At 67.2% G+C, this 20,065-nt stretch carries 14 protein-coding genes; 9 read left to right on the forward strand and 5 right to left on the reverse strand.

Translation table 11 applies throughout. The features are described from left to right. Positions 1 to 351 (forward strand): histidinol dehydrogenase (locus tag J0L98_RS03875; protein ID WP_296410213.1); only part of this gene is annotated, 351 nt, incomplete at its 5' end. Positions 352 to 1,353: 1,002 nt separating this feature from the next. On the opposite strand, the gene recQ is transcribed toward J0L98_RS03875, so the two are convergent. The 3 genes from recQ to J0L98_RS03890 all read right to left on the reverse strand — a co-directional run bounded on the left by recQ (position 1,354) and on the right by J0L98_RS03890 (position 4,517). Next, positions 1,354 to 3,174, reverse strand: coding sequence for a DNA helicase RecQ (recQ, locus tag J0L98_RS03880; RefSeq protein ID WP_296410214.1), 1,821 nt, complete (start codon positions 3,172 to 3,174; stop codon positions 1,354 to 1,356). Positions 3,175 to 3,208: 34 nt separating this feature from the next. Further along, a complete protein-coding gene (locus J0L98_RS03885) occupies positions 3,209 to 4,183 on the reverse strand; it encodes a hypothetical protein (RefSeq protein WP_296410215.1) in 975 nt (324 codons plus the stop codon). A 70-nt stretch (positions 4,184 to 4,253) separates the two neighbouring features. Further along, positions 4,254 to 4,517: a hypothetical protein gene (locus J0L98_RS03890; protein WP_296405884.1), complete on the reverse strand. Its 264-nt coding sequence runs from the start codon at positions 4,515 to 4,517 to the stop codon at positions 4,254 to 4,256. Positions 4,518 to 4,662: 145 nt separating this feature from the next. Between J0L98_RS03890 and J0L98_RS03895 the strand changes: the two genes are divergently transcribed. After that, on the forward strand, positions 4,663 to 5,607 hold the full coding sequence (locus tag J0L98_RS03895; RefSeq protein WP_296410216.1) for an MBL fold metallo-hydrolase: 945 nt from the start codon (positions 4,663 to 4,665) through the stop codon (positions 5,605 to 5,607). 418 nt (positions 5,608 to 6,025) lie between these two features. On the opposite strand, the gene glnE is transcribed toward J0L98_RS03895, so the two are convergent. Beyond that, on the reverse strand, positions 6,026 to 8,713 hold the full coding sequence (gene glnE / locus J0L98_RS03900; protein WP_296410305.1) for a bifunctional [glutamate--ammonia ligase]-adenylyl-L-tyrosine phosphorylase/[glutamate--ammonia-ligase] adenylyltransferase: 2,688 nt from the start codon (positions 8,711 to 8,713) through the stop codon (positions 6,026 to 6,028). Positions 8,714 to 8,905: 192 nt separating this feature from the next. Between glnE and J0L98_RS03905 the strand changes: the two genes are divergently transcribed. Genes J0L98_RS03905 through J0L98_RS03925 form a run of 5 tightly spaced genes read left to right on the forward strand, consistent with a single transcriptional unit; the run spans position 8,906 to position 16,457 of the window. Continuing rightward, positions 8,906 to 12,781, forward strand: a complete 3,876-nt coding sequence (locus J0L98_RS03905; protein ID WP_296410218.1) for a YhdP family protein — start codon at positions 8,906 to 8,908, stop codon at positions 12,779 to 12,781. Continuing rightward, entirely contained in the window at positions 12,778 to 13,590 is an 813-nt protein-coding gene (locus J0L98_RS03910; protein ID WP_296410220.1) for a carbon-nitrogen hydrolase family protein, read from the forward strand. Before J0L98_RS03905 ends, J0L98_RS03910 begins: the two co-directional genes overlap by 4 nt. Before the next feature lie 27 nt (positions 13,591 to 13,617). Continuing rightward, the gene (gene tldD, locus J0L98_RS03915; RefSeq protein ID WP_296410222.1) at positions 13,618 to 15,075 is read left to right on the forward strand and encodes a metalloprotease TldD; all 1,458 of its coding nucleotides are present in this window, start codon (positions 13,618 to 13,620) and stop codon (positions 15,073 to 15,075) included. Between the two features lies 1 nt (position 15,076). After that, positions 15,077 to 15,892, forward strand: coding sequence for a type IV pili methyl-accepting chemotaxis transducer N-terminal domain-containing protein (locus J0L98_RS03920; RefSeq protein WP_296410224.1), 816 nt, complete (start codon positions 15,077 to 15,079; stop codon positions 15,890 to 15,892). After that, a complete protein-coding gene (locus J0L98_RS03925) occupies positions 15,876 to 16,457 on the forward strand; it encodes a hypothetical protein (RefSeq protein WP_296410226.1) in 582 nt (193 codons plus the stop codon). Before J0L98_RS03920 ends, J0L98_RS03925 begins: the two co-directional genes overlap by 17 nt. Before the next feature lie 150 nt (positions 16,458 to 16,607). Here J0L98_RS03925 and J0L98_RS03930 read toward each other — a convergent pair whose 3' ends face one another. After that, on the reverse strand, positions 16,608 to 17,687 hold the full coding sequence (locus J0L98_RS03930; RefSeq protein WP_296410227.1) for a PA0069 family radical SAM protein: 1,080 nt from the start codon (positions 17,685 to 17,687) through the stop codon (positions 16,608 to 16,610). A gap of 136 nt (positions 17,688 to 17,823) precedes the next feature. Between J0L98_RS03930 and J0L98_RS03935 the strand changes: the two genes are divergently transcribed. Together J0L98_RS03935 and J0L98_RS03940 are read left to right on the forward strand one after the other, a co-directional pair. Next, on the forward strand, positions 17,824 to 19,365 hold the full coding sequence (locus tag J0L98_RS03935) for a DUF4118 domain-containing protein (RefSeq protein WP_296410228.1): 1,542 nt from the start codon (positions 17,824 to 17,826) through the stop codon (positions 19,363 to 19,365). After that, positions 19,362 to 20,048: a response regulator gene (locus J0L98_RS03940; RefSeq protein WP_296410229.1), complete on the forward strand. Its 687-nt coding sequence runs from the start codon at positions 19,362 to 19,364 to the stop codon at positions 20,046 to 20,048. The genes J0L98_RS03935 and J0L98_RS03940 overlap by 4 nt, the downstream gene beginning before the upstream one ends. Positions 20,049 to 20,065 lie beyond the last annotated feature (17 nt).

Consider the following 20,065-nt stretch of genomic DNA (forward strand, 5'->3'; position numbering starts at 1 on the left):
GCCGAGGCCTGCGACATCGCCAACCGCATCGCGCCGGAGCACCTGGAGCTGTCCCTGGCCGAGCCGGGCCCGTGGGTGGATCGCATCCGCCACGCTGGCGCGATCTTCATCGGTCACCACTCCGTCGAGGCCCTGGGCGACTACTGCGCCGGCCCCAACCACGTGTTGCCGACCATGCGCAGCGCCCGCTTCTCCAGCCCCCTGGGGGTCTACGACTTCCAGAAGCGCACCAGCCTGATCGACGTATCCGAAGCCGGCGCCCAGACCCTGGGCCGCATCGCCTCGGTGCTGGCCCACGGCGAAGGCCTGCAGGCCCATGCCCGCTCGGCGGAGATGCGGCTGAAGCCTTGATCCGGCGGCTTTCCGTGGGTTCGAGGTCATTCGGCCTCGAACCGGTGAGCTCTTACGGACGGCTTTCCCTTGTATTACGTCACATTGGCCGGGTCTCGCCCCGGCGGGCGACCTTCTTTCTTGTTGCACGACAAGAAAGAAGGCAAAGAAGCGTGCCCCGCTGTCGCGCCCCCTTCGGGGGTTCCCGCCCACGGTCGGATTTGCACATCCGACCGGCTGCGGTGGCGCGGAGCATGCTCCGCGAAACCCCACCTTCGCCCTTCCGGGCCCGTCAGGCGGGGTCTGCGCAAACTCGCCCTGCGGGCTCAAACATGCGCAGCCCTTTTTCCGTCTGCCGAACCCTCCAGTCGGCGTGCCAGAGGGGAAAGGAAATGCAGGCGATCAACGGTCCGTTGCCCAGCCCTGTATCAGTAAAGGCTCGATGTGTGTGAAAGCCCGTCTGAGCCGCCGAGCAGCGCAGCAACGGGCGGGGAAGTCCGGCGCGGCTGTTTGAGCCCGAAGGGCGAGTTCCGCGCCGGCCGCCCGTTGGGAGCAGCGCAGGGGAGTCGGCCGAAGGCCGACCGGTGAAGCCGGGTCGCCTTCTTTGCCTTCTTTCTTGGCGAAGCAAGAAAGAAGGTCGCCCGCCGGGGGCGAGTCCCCGGCCGATGTGACGTAATGCAACGGAAAACCGTGCCGTAAAGGCTCACCGGTTCGAGACCGAATGAACCTGATTTCCTCCGTTTGACGCGTCGTCTGACAGTCGATACGGCCTCTCCTGTAGGGGCGACTTCAGTCGCCCATCCGCGCGTTAATCACCGACACCCCCTTGATTGACGTCCGCGGGCGACTGAAGTCGCCCCCACAGTCCCTCTAGCTGCCCTCAGCGCGTTCCATAAACCCCTTCAGCTTCACCCATCGGGTGATCCGGTCACGGAGGACGAACCCGCGTCAGCATTGGGTTTGCGCCTGGTTCGGGGAGGACAACCGAGGAAAACAGGATGAATCCGACCCTAAGGCGCTCGATCAGTCGGTGTCGGCGAGAAGCGCCAGGATGTCCTTGCCGTAGGCTTCCAGCTTCCGGTCGCCCACCCCCGAGATGGTCCCCAGGCCTTCGACGCTGTCGGGGCGCTGGTGGGCGATGTCGCGCAGGGTGGCGTCGTGGAAGATCACATAGGCCGGCACGTTGCGTTCCCGGGCGGTGGCGGCGCGCCAGCTACGCAGGCGTTCCAGCAGGCGGGCCTCGGCACCGCTGGCTTCGGGCCACTCGCGCAGCTTGCGGGTGGTGTCGGCCTTGCGGCTCTTCTTGGCCGGGGCCGTGTCGATGCGCAAGGTGAAGCTCGTCTCGCCGCGCAGCAGGGGGCGGGCGGCTTCGGTGAGGGTCAGGGCGCCGTAGCGTTCATGGTCCACCGCCAGGGCGCCGTGGGCGACGAGTTGGCGGATCAGGGTGCGCCAGCCCTTGTCGTCGAGCTCGGTGCCAATGCCGAAGGTGCTCACCTGATCGTGCTGCCATTCCTTCACCTTGTCGGTGGTCTTGCCGATCAGCACATCCACCACATGGCCGGCACCAAAGCGGCTGCCGGTGCGGAACACGCAGGACAGGGCCTTCTTGGCCGACTCGGTGGCATCGCGCACCTGGGGTGGGTGCAGGCAGGTGTCGCAGTTGCCGCAGGGGGCCGAGTCTTCGTCGAAGTAGCCCAGCAGGCGCTGGCGCCGGCAGCCGGTGGTCTCGCACAGGCCGAGCAGGGCGTCGAGCTTGGCGGTGGCCACGCGCTTCACCTCGGCGTCGGCTTCGCCCTGATCGATGAAGCGGCGCTGCAGCACCAGGTCGGCCACGCTGTAGGCCATCCACGCCTCGGAGGGCAGGCCGTCGCGGCCGGCGCGGCCGGTCTCCTGGTAGTAGCCCTCAATGGAGCGGGGCAGATCCAGGTGGGCGACGAAGCGCACATCGGGCTTGTCGATGCCCATGCCGAAGGCCACGGTGGCCACCATGACGATGCCGTCCTCGCGCAGGAAGCGATCCTGGTTGGAGGCGCGCTCGTCGGAGGCCATGCCGGCGTGGTAGGGCAGGGCCGTGATGTCCTTCTCCGCCAGCCAGGCGGCGGTCTCGTCCACCTTCTTGCGTGAGCTGCAATACACGATGCCGGCCTCGCCCAGGTGCCCGTCGCGGATGAAGGCGAGGAGCTGGGCGCGGGGGTTGTCCTTGGGGACGATGGTGTAGCGGATGTTGGGCCGGTCGAAGCTGGAGACGAACTCCCGCGCGGTGGTGAGGCACAGGCGCTCGGCGATCTCGCGGCGGGTCTGGGCGTCGGCGGTGGCCGTGAGGGCGATGCGCGGGATCTGCGGGTAGCGCTCCTGCAGGATGGACAGCTGCAGGTACTCGGGCCGGAAATCGTGGCCCCATTGGGACACGCAGTGGGCTTCGTCGATGGCGAACAGGGCGAGCTGGCCGGCCTCGTGGAGGTGGTCCAGCAGGTCCAGGAAGCGCGGGGTGACGAGGCGCTCCGGCGCCACGTAGAGCATGTCCAGCGCCCCCGCCAGCATGGCCCGCTCGATCTCCATGGCCCGGTCGAAGCTCAGGCTGGAATTCAGAAAATCCGCCGCCGCCCCGACTTCCTTCAGCGCACTGACCTGGTCCTGCATCAGGGCGATCAGCGGCGACACCACGATGGCCACCCCGGGGCGCAGCAGCGCCGGGATCTGGTAACACAGGGATTTGCCGCCGCCCGTGGGCATCAGCACCAGGGCGTCGCCGCCCGCCGCCACGTGCTCGACGATGTCCTCCTGGGGACCGCGGAACTGGGTGTAACCGAAGACGTGGAATAGGGTTTCGCGGGCGCGGCTCATAGGGCCGGGATTTTACCCCGACCAGCCGCGCACATCAGAACAGCTTTGCGAGGTGGCCTTGCAGGCCGGTCGGGCTCACGAAAGTGAGTTCGTACATGCTGGAGAGGCCCGCCGCCTGCTCGTCGCCGAGGCCCAGGCAGCACAGGATGAACTGGCTCCGGTCGATGCCCAGGCGTTTGCGCAGGCGCAGGTACTTGTCGATGTCCTGGCGGAACTCGCCGGTCTTGCATTCGATGCACACCGGCGTGTTGCCATCCACCAGGAAGAACACATCCAGCTCGTGCAGGTCTTCATTGGGGAAGATCACGGACAGGTTGCGGGTGCAGGAAAAGGGCTTCTGCCGCTCCTGGAAGAAGGTCAGCAGCTTCATCAGGGCATACCACTCCAGCCAGTCGCCGGCAAAGAAGTTGCGAATGGCCGGGGCCGTCTGGATGGTGGCCCGGCCGAGCTTGTCCTGCTTCTGGTAGTAGTACTTGGACAGGAAGGTGTGGTCATGGAGACGCTTGCAGAAGGCGTTGATGGCCTGACCATCCTTCTGGCTCAGTTCGCCGAGCTTGAGGCTGAAGTTGGGCACGTCCTTCTGCTGGGCCCAGCGGATCTTGCCGACGACATCACCGAGCAGGGCGTAGTTGTCGCCGATCTCCACCGCGAACTCATCGAAGAACCCGGTGGTGTCCACCGCATCGGGGCTGGTGCGCACAGTGATCTGGCGGCGCTGGAACCAGCCCACGATCTCGGCGTGCCAGGCCTCGCTGGTGAGATGCGCGGTGTTGTGGAGGTCGATGCCCGCCAGATTGTTGCCCGTTGCCGAACTGGGAGTGGGGGCTGGGCGCAGTTGCTTCACTTCTTCCTGAAGTGCGAAGTACTGCTGAAGCACCTTGCGCACGAACAGCACCGTGTCGTAGACCGGAACCTGATTGCCGCAGGCCGGGCAGGGGGTGTGGGTGCCGATCTGGTCAGCAGGGGCCTCGGCCACATGGCCGCATTTGTTGCAACGAAGGAGGGCCATCGGGGAGCCAATGAAAGACGGGTCGGCGAATTATGCCAACCCGCTGCCCGTCTGGCGACCCTGGTGCTGTTCAGGCGCCGCCGTGGTGCTCGGCCAGATAGTGTTTGAGGACGGTTCGCAGCAGGGCGGCGTGGCGGACGTCACCCCTGTCCCGGGCATGCTGGATGTCGTCGGCGATCATGCGGCGGATGCGCTTGTCGCCATCCGGGGTGTGGCACAGATAGCAGCCCATCTCGACGGCCACCATCTCGGGCAGGTGCTCATGCTCGGCGATGGCGAGGATTTCGTCTTCGGTCAGATCGGACAGTTCGATACAGTCTTGTAGTGTCAACATGGGAAGCCCTCCTACTTTCTTCTGGTGTGAAAGCTTCGTTACGTTGATTTGACGCCTGTCACGGAAAGACCGTGTTGATCCAGGACAAGTGGGACCGTACTGCTGCAATGCGGCTAAAATCAATGTTTTTTCAAGGGGATGGGCAATGCAGGGTCTGACGCACTTCGGGGATGGCATCTACGCCGTGGATTCGGGTTACACGGGGCCCGATGTGGCGGCCATCCACCTGATCGAGGAGGCCGGCCGGGCGGCGCTGGTGGATACCGGCAACAACGACTCCCTGCGCCATGTGCTGGAAGCCCTGGCCGAGACCGGCCTGTCGGCAGAGGCGGTGGATTACGTGCTGCTCACCCACATCCACCTGGACCACGCGGGCGGGGCGGGTGCCTTCATGCAGGCCTTCCCGAACGCCAAGCTGGTGGTGCATCCGCGGGGCGCCCGCCACATGGCCGAACCATCCAAGCTGTTTGCCGGGGTGTCGGCGGTTTACGGGCCGGAGCGGGCGAAGGAACTGTATGGCGAGCTGATCCCCGTGCCGGTGGAGCGCATCATCGAGGCCGGTGACGGCCATGAGCTGAAGCTGGGCGGGCGTGTCATCCGCGTCTTCGACACCCCGGGCCATGCCCGCCACCACGTGTGCTACTTCGATACGAAGAGCCGGGCCTTCTTCACCGGCGATACCTTCGGCCTGTCCTACCGGGCCTTCGACGTGGATGGGCGGCCGAGCATCTTCCCGACCACCACGCCGGTGCAGTTCGAGCCGGAGGCCATGCACGCCTCCATCCGCCGCATGGAGGCCGAGCAGCCCACCGCCATGTACCTGACCCACTACGCCCAGGTACGCGACGTGCCGCGCCTGGCCGCCGACATGCACCGCCTGATCGACGCCCACGTGGCCATCGCCGAACGCCACGAGGCGGCCGAGGGTCGCAAGGCCCTGATCGAGCAGGACATCTGGGCGCTGGTAGGCGAAGAGGCCGCCAGGGCGGGCTGGGGTGTGCCGGAGGCCGAATGGCGGCGCATCCTCGCGCTTGATGTGGAGCTGAATGCCCAGGGGCTGGATGTGTGGCTGGAGGCGCGCAAGGGCTGAGCGCAGCCGGGAGTGCCGCTGTGCAGGCGGCTTTCCGGCTTGATCGCTTTACGTTGGCCGGAAATTCGCTCCTGCGGGGTCGGAGCGGGCTTTGATCGTGGTCGGTGACTTACTGGTACTGCGCTTCGGATGGCTGGAGAGACTGTGGGGGCGACTTCAGTCGCCCGCGGACTTCAATTAAGGGCATGCCGGTGATCGGCGTGCGGATTGGGCGACTGAAGTCGCCCCTGCACGTCGCCCCCACAAGTCGCCCCTGCACGTCGCCCCCACAAGTCGCCCCTGTGGGGGCGGCTGCACGGATCGTCAGGCGACGCATCAAACCGGGGAAATTAGGTTCATTCGACCCCGATGCTCTGGATCAACGGCCTGCCTTTGATCGGAGACGGGGGCCGATTGAATGCGCCCCCACAAGGGCCGCTCAGCGGGCGGTGCCGAAGACGGTCTGCCACAGGGCCTGCACCCCCGCCGCCGCTTCGGCGACCTGTTCCCGTTCGACGCGGGAGGCTTGGTTGTTGAGGCGCAGGCCGTGTTGCAGGCGGCGGTATTCCCGGTAGGTGTCGGCCACGGTGCTGGCCTGGTCGGTGGGGATCAGGCCGAGTTCGCCGGCCATGTGGAGCAGGGCGATGTTGCCCAGGTTGCCGCACAGGCCGGGGTGTTCATGGGCGTGGCCCAGGACCAGGTACTGGACCATGAACTCCACGTCCACCAGGCCGCCCTTGTCGTGCTTGAGGTCGAACAGGCTCGTCTTGTTGGGGTGGCCGTCGGCCATGCGCTCACGCATGGCCAGCACTTCCTCGCGCAGCTTGGTGAGGTCGCGTTTCTGGCGCAGCACTTCGATGCGGATGGCCTCGAACTTGGCACCGATGGCCTTGTCGCCGGCGCAGAAGCGGGCCCGGGTGAGGGCCTGGTGTTCCCACACCCAGGCGTTCTCCAGCTGGTACTGGCGGAAGGCATCGAGGGACACCACCATCAGGCCCGAGTCGCCGTTGGGGCGCAGGCGCAGGTCGGTCTCGAAGAGGTGGCCGGCGGGGGTCTGGGCGGACAACCAGGTGTTGGTGCGCTGCCCCAGGCGGGTGTAGACCTCGGCGGATTCGGGGGCGTCATCGTCGTGCACGAAGACCATGTCCAGGTCGGAGGCGTAGCCCAATTCCTTTCCGCCCAGCTTGCCGTAGGCCAGCACGGCAAACTTCGGGTCGTCCCGGTGGCGGGTCTTGATTTTGCGCCAGCACATGGTCACGGTGAGGTCCACCATGATGTCGGCCAGGGCGGACAGAAAGTCCGCGTGGCGTTCGACGGTGAGCTTGCCGGCGATGTCCTTGGTGAGCAGGCGGAAGACCTGGGCGTGGTGCTGCTCGCGCATCAGGTCCATCTGGCGTTCCATGTCGGGCTCGATCTCGTCGAGCTGGGTTGCCAGGTCGGTGCGGAAGGCGCTGAGGTCGATCTCCTCCTCAAGCATGCGCGGGTCGAGGGCTTCGTCGAGGAGGATGGGGTGACGGTTGAGGAACTGGGCGGCCCAGGCCGAGGCGCCCACCAGCTCGGCCACCTTGTGCAGGGTCTGGGGATATTGCTGCAGCAGGGCCAGGTAGGAGCCGCGCCGGCTGATGGCGTCGAGCATGTCGAGGAGGCGCTCGAAGGTGGCGTTGGGGTCGGTGGTTTCGGCGGCGGCCTCGACGACCCGCGGAATCAGCGGGTCGAAGCGGGTCTTGATGGACGGGGGCATCTGCAGGTAGCGGTTGCCGGTCTTGAGGGTGGCCAGGCGGCGGGCGGCGGCGGCCGGGTCGGGGTAGCCCAGGCGTTGGAACTCCTCGCCGCAGCGTGCTTCGTCACCGGCGCAGGCCCACAGGGTGTCCAGGTCGTGGCCCTTTTCGTTGGGGTCGCCGAAGACGCTGTTGAAATGGCGGGCAACGGCGGAGCGGTGATCGTCCAGCTCGGTAAGCAGGGCCTCGTAGGAGCCAAAGCCCATGGATCGGGCGATGATGGCCTGGTCGGCGGGTTCGGTCGGCAGGTTGTGGGTCTGGGCGTCGTCCAGGTATTGCAGGCGATGTTCCACCCTACGCAAGAAGTCGTAGGCGGCGGCCAGTTCGCGATCGGCCTCGTGGGTGATGATGCCCCGTTCGGCCAGACGGCCCAGCACCTTGAGGGTGGGCTTGATCTGCAGGGAGGTGTCCCGCCCGCCGCGGATGAGCTGGAAGACCTGGGCCAGGAACTCGATTTCGCGGATGCCGCCGGGGCCGAGCTTGACGTTGTTCACCATATCCTTGCGGGCCACCTCGCGGCGGATCTGGGCGTGCAGATCACGCATGGCGTTGATGGCACCGAAGTCGAGGTATTTGCGGAAGATGAAGGGCCGGGAGATGGCGGTGAGCTCGGCGCTGCGGATGCCGGTCATCACCCGGGCCTTGATCCAGGCGTAACGCTCCCACTCGCGGCCCTGGGTGATGAAGTAGTTCTCGAGCATGTCGAAGCTCGCCACCAGGGGGCCGGATTCGCCATTTGGGCGCAGGCGCATGTCCACCCGGAAGACCTGCCCGTCACCGGTGATGTCGTTGATGGCCTGGATCAGGCCACGGCCGAGCTTGGTGAAGAACTCGAAGTTGTCGATGATCTTGGGGCCGGCGGTGCTGCCGTCCTCGGGGTAGACAAAGATCAGGTCGATGTCCGACGACACGTTGAGTTCGCGACCGCCGAGCTTGCCCATGCCGATGATGATGAACTCCTGCTCGCGCCCGTCGGCCGACAGGGGCGTGCCGTGGCGGGCTACCAGTTGTGCCCGCAGGACATCGTGGGTGGCCTCCACTGCAATGTCGGCCAGCAGGGTCATGGTTTCGGTGACTTCGGTGAGGTCCGCCAGGTGGGCGATGTCGCGCACCATCACGTGGGCGATCACCCACGCCCGCAGCTTGCGCAACACCGGCTTGAGGGTGTTGTCGTCCACCTTTTCATCGCGCAGGTAGTCGCGCAGGGCGGTGGCGTCGAGGGGGGCGCCGATGCTTGCGGCAAGGCGTTCGGCGAGCCACGGGCGGCTGTCGAGCTGGCGGCGCAGGAAGCGCGAGCAGGCCAGGGCGTCGAGGATGGGCTGGGGCAGGATGGCGGGCTGTTCGGACATGGCGTGGGGCGATTGGTAGAATGCGGAATTGTTCATGTTCACCCCGTCTTATGTCTGCCGGACTGATATTCGTCAAGCCTGATGCCGGATGGGCCGCCATCCGCGTGCCTGTCCGGTCTTTCCGTGATGCCGTCGCCAGGCCGCTGTCACCTGCCCCGATGGCCTGCCATCCGGCGCGTGGCTGAGGGCCGCTTGTCCCTCCTGCGGCCCTCGGGCCGGTGGCTCAGGCGCCTGGCGTGGGCGGGGCTGATCGCCTACTTCGTCTGCGGTCTGGCTTTCCTGGGGCTGCGCCACCTCGTGCTGCCCGAGGTGCCGGCCTATCGGGGCGAGGTGGCGCGGCTCCTGTCCGCGTCCCTTGGCTTGCCCGTGGCTATCGCCAGTCTCTCGGCCGACTGGCAGGGGCTGCATCCGCGGCTGCATTTGGGCGGGGTGACGATCCATGATGGTGCCGGCCGCGCCGCCCTGAGTCTCGACCGGGTGGACGCCGAAGTGGGCTGGAGTTCGCTGTTGCGGATGCGCCTGCGTCTCCACCGGCTTGAGATCGACTCGCCGCAACTGGCCATCCGGCGCGGTACCGACGGGCAGGTGTTCGTGGCCGGCCTGCCCGTTGTCGCCGGGGGCGACCAGGGGGATTTCACCGCGTGGCTCCTGGACCAGCGCCAGGTGGTGGTCCGCAATGCCCGTGTGGCGTGGTCCGACGCCTTGCGCGGGGCTGACACCTTGGTGCTCGACAAGCTGGAGTTCCGCCTCGACAACCGGGGCGATCATCACCGCTTCGGGCTGCGTGCCCAGCCTCCGGGCCAGTTGGCCGCTGCCCTCGATCTGCGTGGCGACCTGATCGGGCGCGATGCCGCCCATCCCGAGACGTGGCGTGGCGAGCTCTACGCCAGCCTCGACTACGCCGACATGGGCGCCTGGCGGGCCTGGGTGGACTATCCCCTCGATATCAGCGGTGCCGGGGGCCTGCGGGCCTGGCTGGAGATCGCCGATGGCACGCTGCTGGGGGCGACGGCCGACTTTGCCCTGCGTGACGCCCGCGTGCGTTTGGCCCCCGAACTGGAAGACATCGCCATGACCGAGGCGGCCGGCCGCCTGCGGGTGCGCCACCTCAAGGGCGGCCTGGAGGCCAGTGGCAGCAAGCTGCGTCTGCAAACCGACGATGGCCTGAAGGTGCAGCCCACCGACTTCTTCCTGCGGCTTGTGGCGTCCGATGGCACCCAGCCTGCCCGGGGCGAGTTCGTGGCCAACCAGCTCGACCTCGGCGTGCTCTCGCGGCTGGCCGGCCGTCTACCCTTCGACCAAGGGCTGCGCAAGCGTCTGGCCACCCTGGCCCCGGCGGGTCGGGTGGCGCCGGTGGATCTCAAATGGAGCCTGAAGGGCGACACATTGGCCACCTACACGGTGGATGCCCGCTTCGAGCGGCTGGGCATCGAGCCCCTCGGCGCCTGGCCGGGCTTTGCCGGCATGGCGGGGCGCATCGAAGGCAATGAGCGGGGCGGGCGTTTCACCCTCAGCGGGCGGGACGCCGGCCTTGAGCTGCCCCAGGTCTTTCCCGAGGCCCATCTGCGACTGTCGGAGCTGGCGGCGGAAGGGAGCTGGAGCCACCCCGAGGGCGCATTGGAGGTGACGCTGGCAAGCGCCAGTTTTGCCAACGAGGATGCCCGCGGCACCGCTTCCGGCCGCTACCGGGCCACGCCCGACACCCCCGGACGGATCGACCTGCAGGCGCGCCTCTCGGAGGCGGATGCCACCGCCGTGTGGCGCTACATTCCCCATGTGGTGGGCAAGGCGGCCCGCGACTGGCTGCAGCGGGCACTGGTGGGCGGCAAGGCGGCGGACACCCGCCTGGTGCTGAAGGGCGACCTGTCGCGCTTCCCCTTCCGTGATCCGCGGGAGGGGAGCTTCCGGGTGGCTGCGCGGATCCGCGACGGGCAGTTGGACTACGCCCCGGGATGGCCGAAGATCGACGGCGTCGCCGGTGAGCTGGTTTTCGAGGGTGCGGGGATGACGGTGAAGGCCCAGAGCGGGCGCATCCTCGGGGTGGCGCTGAAGGATGTGAGCGCCGTTCTGCCCGATTTCGAGACAGATTCGGTCATCACCATCCGGGGCGCGGCGGAGGGGCCGACGCCGGATTTCCTGCGCTTCATTGCCGAGAGCCCGGTGGCCGGCATGATCAACCACTTCACCGACCCCTTCCGTGCCGAGGGGCGGGGCAAGCTCGACCTGCAATTGGTGCTGCCCCTGCACAAGTTGGAGCAGTCCCGGGTCAAGGGCGAGTACCAGTTCACCCGCAACCAGCTCCAGCCCGACCCGGCCATGCCGGTCCTCACCGAGGCGTCGGGGCGGGTCGAGTTCACCGAGAGCCAGCTTGGCGTGCGCAACGGCGCGGCACGGATCTTCGGCGACCCGGTGAGCGTCTCCGGGGGCAGCCGGCCCGATGGCAGCATCCTTCTCAATGCCCAGGGCAGTCTGAGCATGCCGGCCCTGCGCCGGGAGCTGGATCTGCCCTTGCTTGATCATCTGTCGGGTGCCGCGGCCTGGAAGGGCAGCATTGCCGTGATGCCGCGGGGCGGTGTCGAGTTCGTGCTTGACAGCGGTCTGCAGGGGGTGTCGTCGAGTTTGCCCGAGCCCCTCAACAAGTCGGCCGCCGCCACCCTGCCCTTCCGCTTCGAGATGGCGGTGGCACCGGGGGGGGGCGTTCCCGGCGACACCCTCAGGCTGGCCGCCGGGTCGGTGTTCCAGGCGCAGTTCCAGCGTCGCCGCGAAGGTCGGCAGATGATCATCACGCGCGGTGGCGTCGCCCTCAACGAACCGGTGCGTCTGGCAGAGAAGGGCGTGCTTGTGGCGGTCCGGGCGGATCGCCTGGATGCGGATGGCTGGCGCAAGGCCCTGGCCGGCAAGCCGGCGTCCGGTCAGACCGGCAGCGGCCAGGGTGCGGGGGGGGAATTCCCCCTCTCCGGCCTGGCCCTGCGGGTCGGCGAACTTCAGGTTCTTGGTCGGCGCCTCAATGACGTGAACTTGCGCGCGGTGATGGAGGAGGGGGGCTGGCAGGCGCGCCTCGGCAGCAAGGAGGCCAGCGGCGACATCCTCTGGCGCGAGCAGGGGCGGGGGCGTCTGCAGGCTCGTTTCAAGCAGCTTTCCATCGGCACCGCCCCCGGTGGTGCGACGGAGGCCCCGGGCACGCCCCCCGACGAGGATCGCCTGTCCGGGCTGCCCGGCCTGGATGTCAGTGCGGAGAGTTTTGTACTGCGTGGTCATTCCCTGGGTCGCCTGGAGCTGAAAGCCGTGAACCGGGGTGACAACTGGCTCCTGGAGCAACTCAGTATCGTCAATCCGGATGGCAGTCTGAACGGGGATGGGGTGTGGCGCCCGGGCGCCCGGGAGGAGACCCGCCTCAAGTTCAAGCTGGATGTGGGTAGTGTTGAGAAGATGCTCAACCGCCTTGGCTACCCCGAGGCGGTGCGGCGTGGCCAGGGCAATCTTGAGGGGCAGCTCGTGTGGAAAGGGCCGCCGACGGCCTTGCATCTGCCCAGCCTGACCGGAAAGATGGAGGTCCGGGTGACCAGCGGCCAGTTCACCCAGCTCGAACCCGGGGTGGGGCGCCTGCTCGGGGTGCTCAATCTGCAGGCGCTGCCCCGGCGGATCACCCTGGACTTCCGCGACGTATTCTCCGAAGGATTCGCCTTCGACCGCATTTCCGGTAGCATCGGACTTGATGGCGGCGTGTTGCGCACTGAAGATTTCGAGATTCTCGGCCCCGCGGCCCGTGTGTTCATGAAGGGCGAAGCTGACGCCGTGAGGGAGACCCAAAGCCTTCGTGTGAAGGTTCAGCCGACCCTCTCCGAGTCCGTCGCGGTGGGCTCGGCCATTGCCACCACCGGCGCCCTCAACCCGGCCCTCGGATTGGCGGCCTACCTGGTGCAGAAGGCCCTGCGTGATCCCGTGGAAAAGCTCTTCAGTTTCGAGTACGCCGTGACCGGTGGCTGGTCCGACCCGAAGGTGGAGAAACTTTCGGGCCTTCCCGCAGCCTCATCTCAACCTGCCGTGCCCTCAAGGACTCTCCCATGAACACTCCGGTTTGCCGAATCGCCGCCATCCAGATGGTTTCCGGGCCCGAAGTGGACCGCAACCTGGCCGAGGCCGACCGTCTGATCGGCGAGGCCGCCGCAGCCGGAGCACGCCTCGCGGTGTTGCCGGAGTACTTTCCCCTGATCACCGGCGACGAGACCGCCAAGGTGCGTATCCGCGAGCTGGAGGGGGCGGGGCCGCTGCAGGACTTCCTGCGGGACGCCGCCCGACGTCACAAGTTGTGGTTGATCGGCGGCTCCTGCCCCATGGCGGCCGACAGCCCGGACAAGGTCAAGAACTCGACGCTGGTCTTCGACGATGATGGCCGGCGGGTGGCCCGCTACGACAAGGTTCATCTCTTCGGATTCCGCAAGGGCGAGGAGTGTTACGACGAATCCGCCACCATCGAGGCCGGTAACGAGGTGGTGGCCTTCGAAGCGCCCTGTGGCCAGGTGGGGTTGTCGATCTGCTACGACCTGCGTTTTCCCGAACTTTTCCGGGCCATGGGCGAGGTGGATCTGATCGTCCTGCCCGCGGCCTTCACCTACACCACCGGCCAGGCCCACTGGGAGATCCTGCTGCGTGCCCGGGCCATCGAAAACCAGTGCTACGTGCTCGCCAGTGCCCAGGGCGGGCGCCACCCCAGCGGCCGCCGCACCTGGGGCGACAGCATGATCATTGACCCCTGGGGCGAGGTGCTTGCGCGCCTCCCCGAAGGCCCCGGTGTGGTGGTGGCCGACCTGGACCCCGCCCGCATCGCCGATGTTCGCGCAAGCCTGCCGGCGCTGCGCCACCGCAAGATCAGTTAAGCCAACCGAATTCATCCCCGAGAGACCATGAGCAAGAATCCCCCCCCCAATGCCCTCAAGCTTGCCAGCAAGCTGCTGCTCAAGCCCTACGACCTGGACTTCGAGGATCTCGACAAGGTCTTCAGCAAGCTCTACCGCCATAAGCTCGACTACGCCGACCTCTATTTCCAGTATCACCGCTCCGAGGCCTGGAGCCTGGAGGAGGGCATCGTCAAGTCGGGCAGCTTCAACATCGAGCAGGGTGTCGGTGTGCGTGCCGTCACGGGCGAGAAGACGGCCTTTGCCTACTCCGACGACATCAGCCTGAAGGCGCTCAAGGATGCCGCCGACGCCACACGGGCCATCGCCGACAGCGGGCGTCGCAAGACCTGCAAGATCGAGGTCGCGAAGAAGTCTCCCCCCGCCCTCTATCGGGCCGACAACCCCCACGACTCCCTGGACGATGTCAGCAAGGTCAAGCTGCTGGAGCGCCTCGAAGCCATGGCCCGGGCCGAAGACCCGCGGGTCAAGGAGGTCATGGCCAGTCTGGTCGGCTCCTGGGAGGTAGTCATGGTGGCCCGCAGCGATGGCCACCTGGCGGCTGATGTGCGCCCCCTGGTGCGGGTGTCCGTGACGGTCATCATGGAAGAAAACGGTCGCCGCGAGCAGGGCTCCGGCGGTGGCGGCGGGCGCTACGACTACAGCCGCTTCAGTGACGAGGTGCTCACCGGCTTTGCCCGTGCGGCCGTGCGCCAGGCCCGGGTCAACCTGGGCGCCAGCCCGGCCCCGGCCGGCCTGATGACCGTCGTGCTCGGCAACGGCTGGCCCGGCATCCTGCTCCACGAGGCCATCGGCCACGGCCTGGAAGGTGACTTCAACCGCAAGGAAAGCTCCGCCTTCGCCGGCCGCATCGGCCAGCAGGTGGCGGCCAAGGGCGTGACCGTGGTGGACGACGGTACGCTGCCGGATCGCCGCGGCTCGCTGACCATCGACGACGAAGGCAACCCGACCCAGCGCACCGTGCTGATCGAGGACGGCATCCTCACCGGTTACATGCAGGACACCCTCAACGCCCGCCTGATGGGCGTCAAGCCCACCGGCAACGGGCGTCGCGAGTCTTTCGCCCACCTGCCCCTGCCGCGCATGACCAACACCATCATGCTGGCCGGCGAGCACGAGCCCGCCGAGATCATCGCCTCGGTGAAGAACGGCCTGTATGCGGCCAACTTCGGTGGCGGCCAGGTGGACATCACCTCCGGCAAGTTTGTCTTCTCCACCTCCGAGTGCTACCTCATCGAGGATGGCAAGGTGACCCGCCCGGTGAAGGGCGCCACCCTGATCGGCAACGGCCCCGACTGCCTGACACGGGTGTCCATGATCGGCAACGACATGGCCCTCGACCCAGGGGTTGGCACCTGTGGCAAGGATGGCCAGAGCGTGCCGGTGGGGGTTGGCCAGCCGACCCTTCGCATCGATGGGCTGACGGTCGGTGGCACGGGGGGCTGACATGGATCGGCGAGTCTTTCTTGCTCTGGCGGGCGCGGCGTGCGCCCTTCCCCTGGAGCAGGTTCGGGCGGCACGTGTGGCGCCGGCGGCGGTCGCCGGCCTGTCGCTGCCGGCGGCCATCAACAAGGCCGGCCGTCAGCGCATGCTCTCCCAGCGCACGGCCAAGGCCTGGCTGATGTTGGTGCTGGGCGTGCTGCCCGAGCGCGCCAAGACCCTGCTTGCCCAGTCCACAGCGCTCTTCGAAGCCCAGCTGGCCGAACTCAAGACCCTGCTGCCCAGCGACGAGCTGCGTACCCTGTGGCTGCAGCTTGAACATGACTGGGGGCGCTATCGTCCCTTGCTGGTGGATATCCACAGCGATGCGAAGGCCGTCTGGGCGGGCAATGAGGCCGTGCTGGCCAGTGCCCACAAACTGACCCTGGCCTACGAGAAGTTTGCCGGCTCTCCCGCCGGGCGCCTGGTCAACCTCTCCGGTCGGCAGCGCATGCTCTCCCAGCGCATGGCCAAGGCCTATTTTTTCCGGCAGATGGACGTCAACGCCGGCCCGGCCGGGGAGATGCTCGATACCGCCATGAAGGAATTCGCCAAGGCCCATGAAGAGCTCAAGTCGGCGGGTGTCAACACCGCCCAGATCCGGGACGAGCTGACCCTGGTGGAACAGCAGTGGTTCTTTTTTCAAAATGCGCTGGGAATGCGCGATGCCGGCAGCCAGAAAAAGGCCGCCTCCGATGTGGCTACCACCAGTGAGCGCATCCTCGAACAGATGGATCTGGTCGTGGGGCATTACGAGCGGCTTGCCCTTGGCACCCCCCGCTGAGAGCCGTGTCGCCCTGCGTCTGCGGGGCCTTCTGTGTGCGGCCATGCTGCTGCTGGCGGCCTGTGCCACGCCCCCTTCGTCCGATCCCCGGGCGGTGCGCCGTCTCGATCCTGCCGAGCTCGCCCGCACGGACGCGGCTCGCCCGGGGCGACCCCTGGCCTTGGACGAAATCGTGCGCCGTTCGCGGGAGGGCGTGCCGACTGCCGCGCTCCTCGACGTCCTGCGCAGTACCGGGACGCATCATGCCCTCAGCCCCTCCGAGGTCTTGCGCCTGCGTGAGCAAGGCGTGGCGCCGGAAGTGCTTGACGCCCTGGCCGAGGCCCAGGCTCGCCACGACCGGGACCAGGCCACGGCCGACAAGGTGCGTCAGCAGACCGAACAGGCCGCAGCCGTCGAACGGGCCAGGGCCGAGGCCTATCGCCGGGGTGTGCGGGACGCGTATCCGGCCTACCCTTACGGCACGATCCGCTACGGTTATCCCCAGCCCTTTGGTTTTCCGTACTACGGCCCAGGCCTGCCTCGGGGGCGAGGCGGTATTCACTGGGGTATTGGTATCCGCCACTGAGTATTTGTGAATATCGGCCCGTTTTGCCCTAGCGACGCGCATCATGTCCCATGTATGGCTGCGCTTCTCTGCGTGCACTCGAACCGCTTGCTACGATTTCTTCACTCCCCCCTGACCTGTTTTTCCGGGCCGATTAAGCAGGACCGGCGCCTAGAACAGGTTCATCTGTGGCCCCCGGGCCGGCGGGCGGAAAACTTCGGTATTCAGCGGGCGATGCGTGCGCTGGAACCCCAGCCGTTCACAGGTGCGTTGCATGCGCTGACGGTAAAGGTCGGCAAACACGCCCTGGCCACGCATGCGGTGGCCGAAGCGGCTGTCGTTGAGCTGGCCGCCGCGTAACTGGCGCACGAGGCTCAAGACATGGCTTGCCCGGTCGGGGAAATGGCTGTGAAGCCAGTCTTCGAAGAGGGCCTTCAATTCGAGGGGCAGGCGCAGCAGCACGTAGCCTGCGCTTTCGGCCCCGGCAGCGCGGGCCGCTTCCAGCACCCGTTCCAGCTCGTGATCGTTCAGTGCCGGAATCAGCGGTGCGAACAGCACGCCGACCGGCACGCCGGCCCGGTGCAGGGCTTCCATGGCGGCCAGGCGGCGTGCCGGGGATGCGGCCCGGGGTTCGAGCCGGCGGGCCAGAAGCGGGTCCAGGGTGGTGATGGAGAACATCACCTGCACCAGGTGGTCCCGGGCCATGTCGGCCAGCAGGTCCGCATCCCGCTCGATGAGTGCCGATTTGGTGACGATGGATACCGGGTGGCGGGTTTCGGCCAGGACTTCAAGCAGGCGGCGGCTGAGGCCCAGCCGTCGTTCGACGGGCTGCCAGCCATCCGTGCTGATACCGAGGGCAATGGGCGCACAGCGGTATCCCGGGGCAGCCAGTTCCTTGCGCAGGATCTCCGGTGCATCGGGCTTCCAGACGATCTTCGTCTCGAAGTCGAGCCCGGGCGAGAAGCCCAGGTAGGCATGCCCGGGCCGCGCAAAGCAGTAGCTGCAACCATGTTCGCAGCCCCGGTAGGGGTTGATGGACTGGGTGAAGGGAACATCCGGCGACTGGTTGCGTACGATCACCGAGCGGGTCTGATCGAGGATCAGCGTGGTGAGGGGCCCATTGCCCGACTCCGCTTCGGGCGCGGCACCTTCCGCCCAGCCATCGTCACCGGCATCGCGCTGCCATTCGGTGAAGCGGTTGTCGGGGTTCAGGCGGCTGCCACGGCCGCGGGGTGGGGCGGGAGGGCTCATGGGGATGTTTGTGTATAAAAATACAGTATATCCCGGCCTTCGTGATCAGCAATTCGGCAGCGCGGTTTTTACGCCTTTTTTATGGAAGCGGTGCAACAATTTTCGGGTGTCGCCCCCACGATCGCCCGGAGTTGCCATGCTGTCGTCCATCCTGTTGTCGGAAGACCCGCTTTCCCCGCCCTGGCAACGCTACGGTCTGGCCGTGCTGGGCTGTGGCGCGGTGGCGGCGGTGCTATGGCCGTTCAGCAGCCAGCTGGATCTGCCCAACACGGTGATGTGCTTCCTGTTGGCGGTGGTGGTGGTGGCCCTGCGGGCCGGGCGCGGGCCGGCGGTGCTGGCTTCCGTGCTCAGCGTGGCCTTGTTCGACTTTCTTTTTGTGCCGCCGCGCTTCTCCTTCGAAGTCAGCCATGCCCCCCATGTGTTCACTTTTGTGGTGATGCTGGCGGTTTCGCTGATTGTCGGACAGCTCACCGCCGGTCTGCGCGCTCAGGCCCGGGACGCGGCCCGTCGGGAACGGGTTGCGCGGGGGCTGTATGGCTTGGCGCGGGAGCTGGCAGGGGCGATGGGCGTGGAGCAGGTGGATGAATCGGTGGCGCGTTTTCTGCAGGAGCAATGGAATGCGCCGTGCTGCCTGCTGTTGCCCACCGCCGAGGAGCGACTGCAGGCAGTTGGCGGGCGTGGCGGCGCGGTACCTGTGGTGGATGCGGGGCTGCTGCTGCAGGCCCGCGACGCCCAGCGTCCGCTGGCGCTGCTCGCAGACGATGGAAGCGGGTGCCATTGTCATGTCCTTCCGCTGGCCGGCACAACCCGAAACCGAGGCGTGCTGGTTGTCACGCTGCCGGGTGACGACGGCATCGGGCCACTGCTGGAGGCCTTGTCGGCCCTGGTGAGCACGGCCGTGGAGCGCCTGCATTTCGTCGAGGTGGCCCAGGCCGCCCAGCTGGAGGCAGTGTCCGAGCGTCTGCGCAGCTCCATCCTGTCGGCGCTGTCCCACGATGTGCGCACCCCGCTGACTGCGCTCTATGGTCTGGCCGATTCCCTGGTGGTGGGGCCGCCGCCGCTGCCAGACGAGGCCCGGGATGTCGCAGGGGCCATCCGGGACCAGGCCTTGCGGGTCAATGGCATGGTCGGCAACCTCCTCGACATGGCCCGCCTGCAGACCGGGCCGGTCTGCCTGCGCAAGGAGTGGCAGCCGGTGGAGGAGGTGGTGGGGGCGAGCCTGAAGCTGCTCGGCGGTGCCCTGGAGGGCCATCCGGTGCGGGTGCTGGGGCTGGCGGCGCTGCCCTTGCTTGAGTTTGATGCGGTGCTGATCGAGCGGGTCTTCTGCAACCTGCTGGAGAACGCTGCCAAGTATTCGCCGCCGGGTGCGCCGATCATCCTGTCGGCCGATGTTGGCCCGTTGATGGTGGAGCTGCGGGTGTCGAGCGGCGGTGGTGGTTTTCCGCCGGACAAGCTGCAAAAGGTGTTCGAGCTGTTCGAGCGCGGTCAGGCCGAGACGACGGTGGTCGGCATGGGCATCGGCCTCGCCATCTGCCGCGCCATCATCGAGGTGCATGGGGGCACCATCCGCGCCTTCAATCCGCCGGAGGGCGGGGGCTGTGTGGCCTTCTGCCTGCCCCGGGGCACGCCGCCGCCTGTTGAGCCCGAGGCCTTGCCTGCGGACGGGGAGGGCGCATGAAAGGGGCAACGATCCTGCTCATCGAGGACGAACGCCAGATCCGCCGCTTTGTGCGCAGCGCCCTGGAGAAGGAGGGGCTGAGGGTGAGCGAGGCGGAGACCCGGCGCGAGGGGCTGGTCGAGGCCGGCCGTTGCCAGCCTGAGCTGGTGATCCTGGATCTGGGGTTGCCCGATGGCGACGGCGTGGGGTTCGTGGACGACTTTCGTGCCTGGTCGGTGGCCCCGGTGCTGGTGCTGTCGGCGCGCTCCACCGAATACGACAAGATCGGCGTGCTCGACGCCGGTGCCGACGACTACCTGACCAAGCCTTTTTCCGTCGGCGAGCTGCTGGCCCGAGTGCGTGCGCTGCTGCGGCGTGGGCGTGCCCGGCCCGGCACCGAGGCCGCACGGGTGAGCTTCGGGGACGTGGAGGTGGACTTCTCCCTGCGCCAGGTGCTGCGCAGGGGCGAGGCGGTCCGCCTCACTCCCCTGGAATACCGTCTGCTCGCAGTGCTCGTTGCCAATGCCGGCAAGGTGATGACCCACCGCCAGTTGTTGCACGAAGTGTGGGGCCAGGCGACGGGCGACAACAGCCACTACCTGCGTATCTACGTGGGCCATCTGCGCCACAAGCTCGAAGATGATCCGGCGCAGCCACGCCACTTTCTCACCGAAACCGGGGTTGGTTACCGGTTTCACCTCTGATTGGCCGGTCTCCGGCG

Origin of the sequence: Zoogloea sp., from assembly GCF_017302315.1 — a bacterium.
Taxonomy (GTDB): domain Bacteria; phylum Pseudomonadota; class Gammaproteobacteria; order Burkholderiales; family Rhodocyclaceae; genus Zoogloea.

What these genes read in the sequence shown, in the direction of transcription:
- recQ (WP_296410214.1), bottom strand. Translation starts at nt 3,174, where the DNA reads ATGAGCCGCGCCCGCGAAACCCTATTCCACGTCTTCGGTTACACCCAG.
- J0L98_RS03885 (WP_296410215.1), bottom strand. Translation starts at nt 4,183, where the DNA reads ATGGCCCTCCTTCGTTGCAACAAATGCGGCCATGTGGCCGAGGCCCCT.
- J0L98_RS03890 (WP_296405884.1), bottom strand. Translation starts at nt 4,517, where the DNA reads ATGTTGACACTACAAGACTGTATCGAACTGTCCGATCTGACCGAAGAC.
- J0L98_RS03895 (WP_296410216.1), top strand. Translation starts at nt 4,663, where the DNA reads ATGCAGGGTCTGACGCACTTCGGGGATGGCATCTACGCCGTGGATTCG.
- glnE (WP_296410305.1), bottom strand. Translation starts at nt 8,713, where the DNA reads ATGTCCGAACAGCCCGCCATCCTGCCCCAGCCCATCCTCGACGCCCTG.
- J0L98_RS03910 (WP_296410220.1), top strand. Translation starts at nt 12,778, where the DNA reads ATGAACACTCCGGTTTGCCGAATCGCCGCCATCCAGATGGTTTCCGGG.
- tldD (WP_296410222.1), top strand. Translation starts at nt 13,618, where the DNA reads ATGAGCAAGAATCCCCCCCCCAATGCCCTCAAGCTTGCCAGCAAGCTG.
- J0L98_RS03920 (WP_296410224.1), top strand. Translation starts at nt 15,077, where the DNA reads ATGGATCGGCGAGTCTTTCTTGCTCTGGCGGGCGCGGCGTGCGCCCTT.
- J0L98_RS03930 (WP_296410227.1), bottom strand. Translation starts at nt 17,687, where the DNA reads ATGAGCCCTCCCGCCCCACCCCGCGGCCGTGGCAGCCGCCTGAACCCC.
- J0L98_RS03935 (WP_296410228.1), top strand. Translation starts at nt 17,824, where the DNA reads ATGCTGTCGTCCATCCTGTTGTCGGAAGACCCGCTTTCCCCGCCCTGG.
- J0L98_RS03940 (WP_296410229.1), top strand. Translation starts at nt 19,362, where the DNA reads ATGAAAGGGGCAACGATCCTGCTCATCGAGGACGAACGCCAGATCCGC.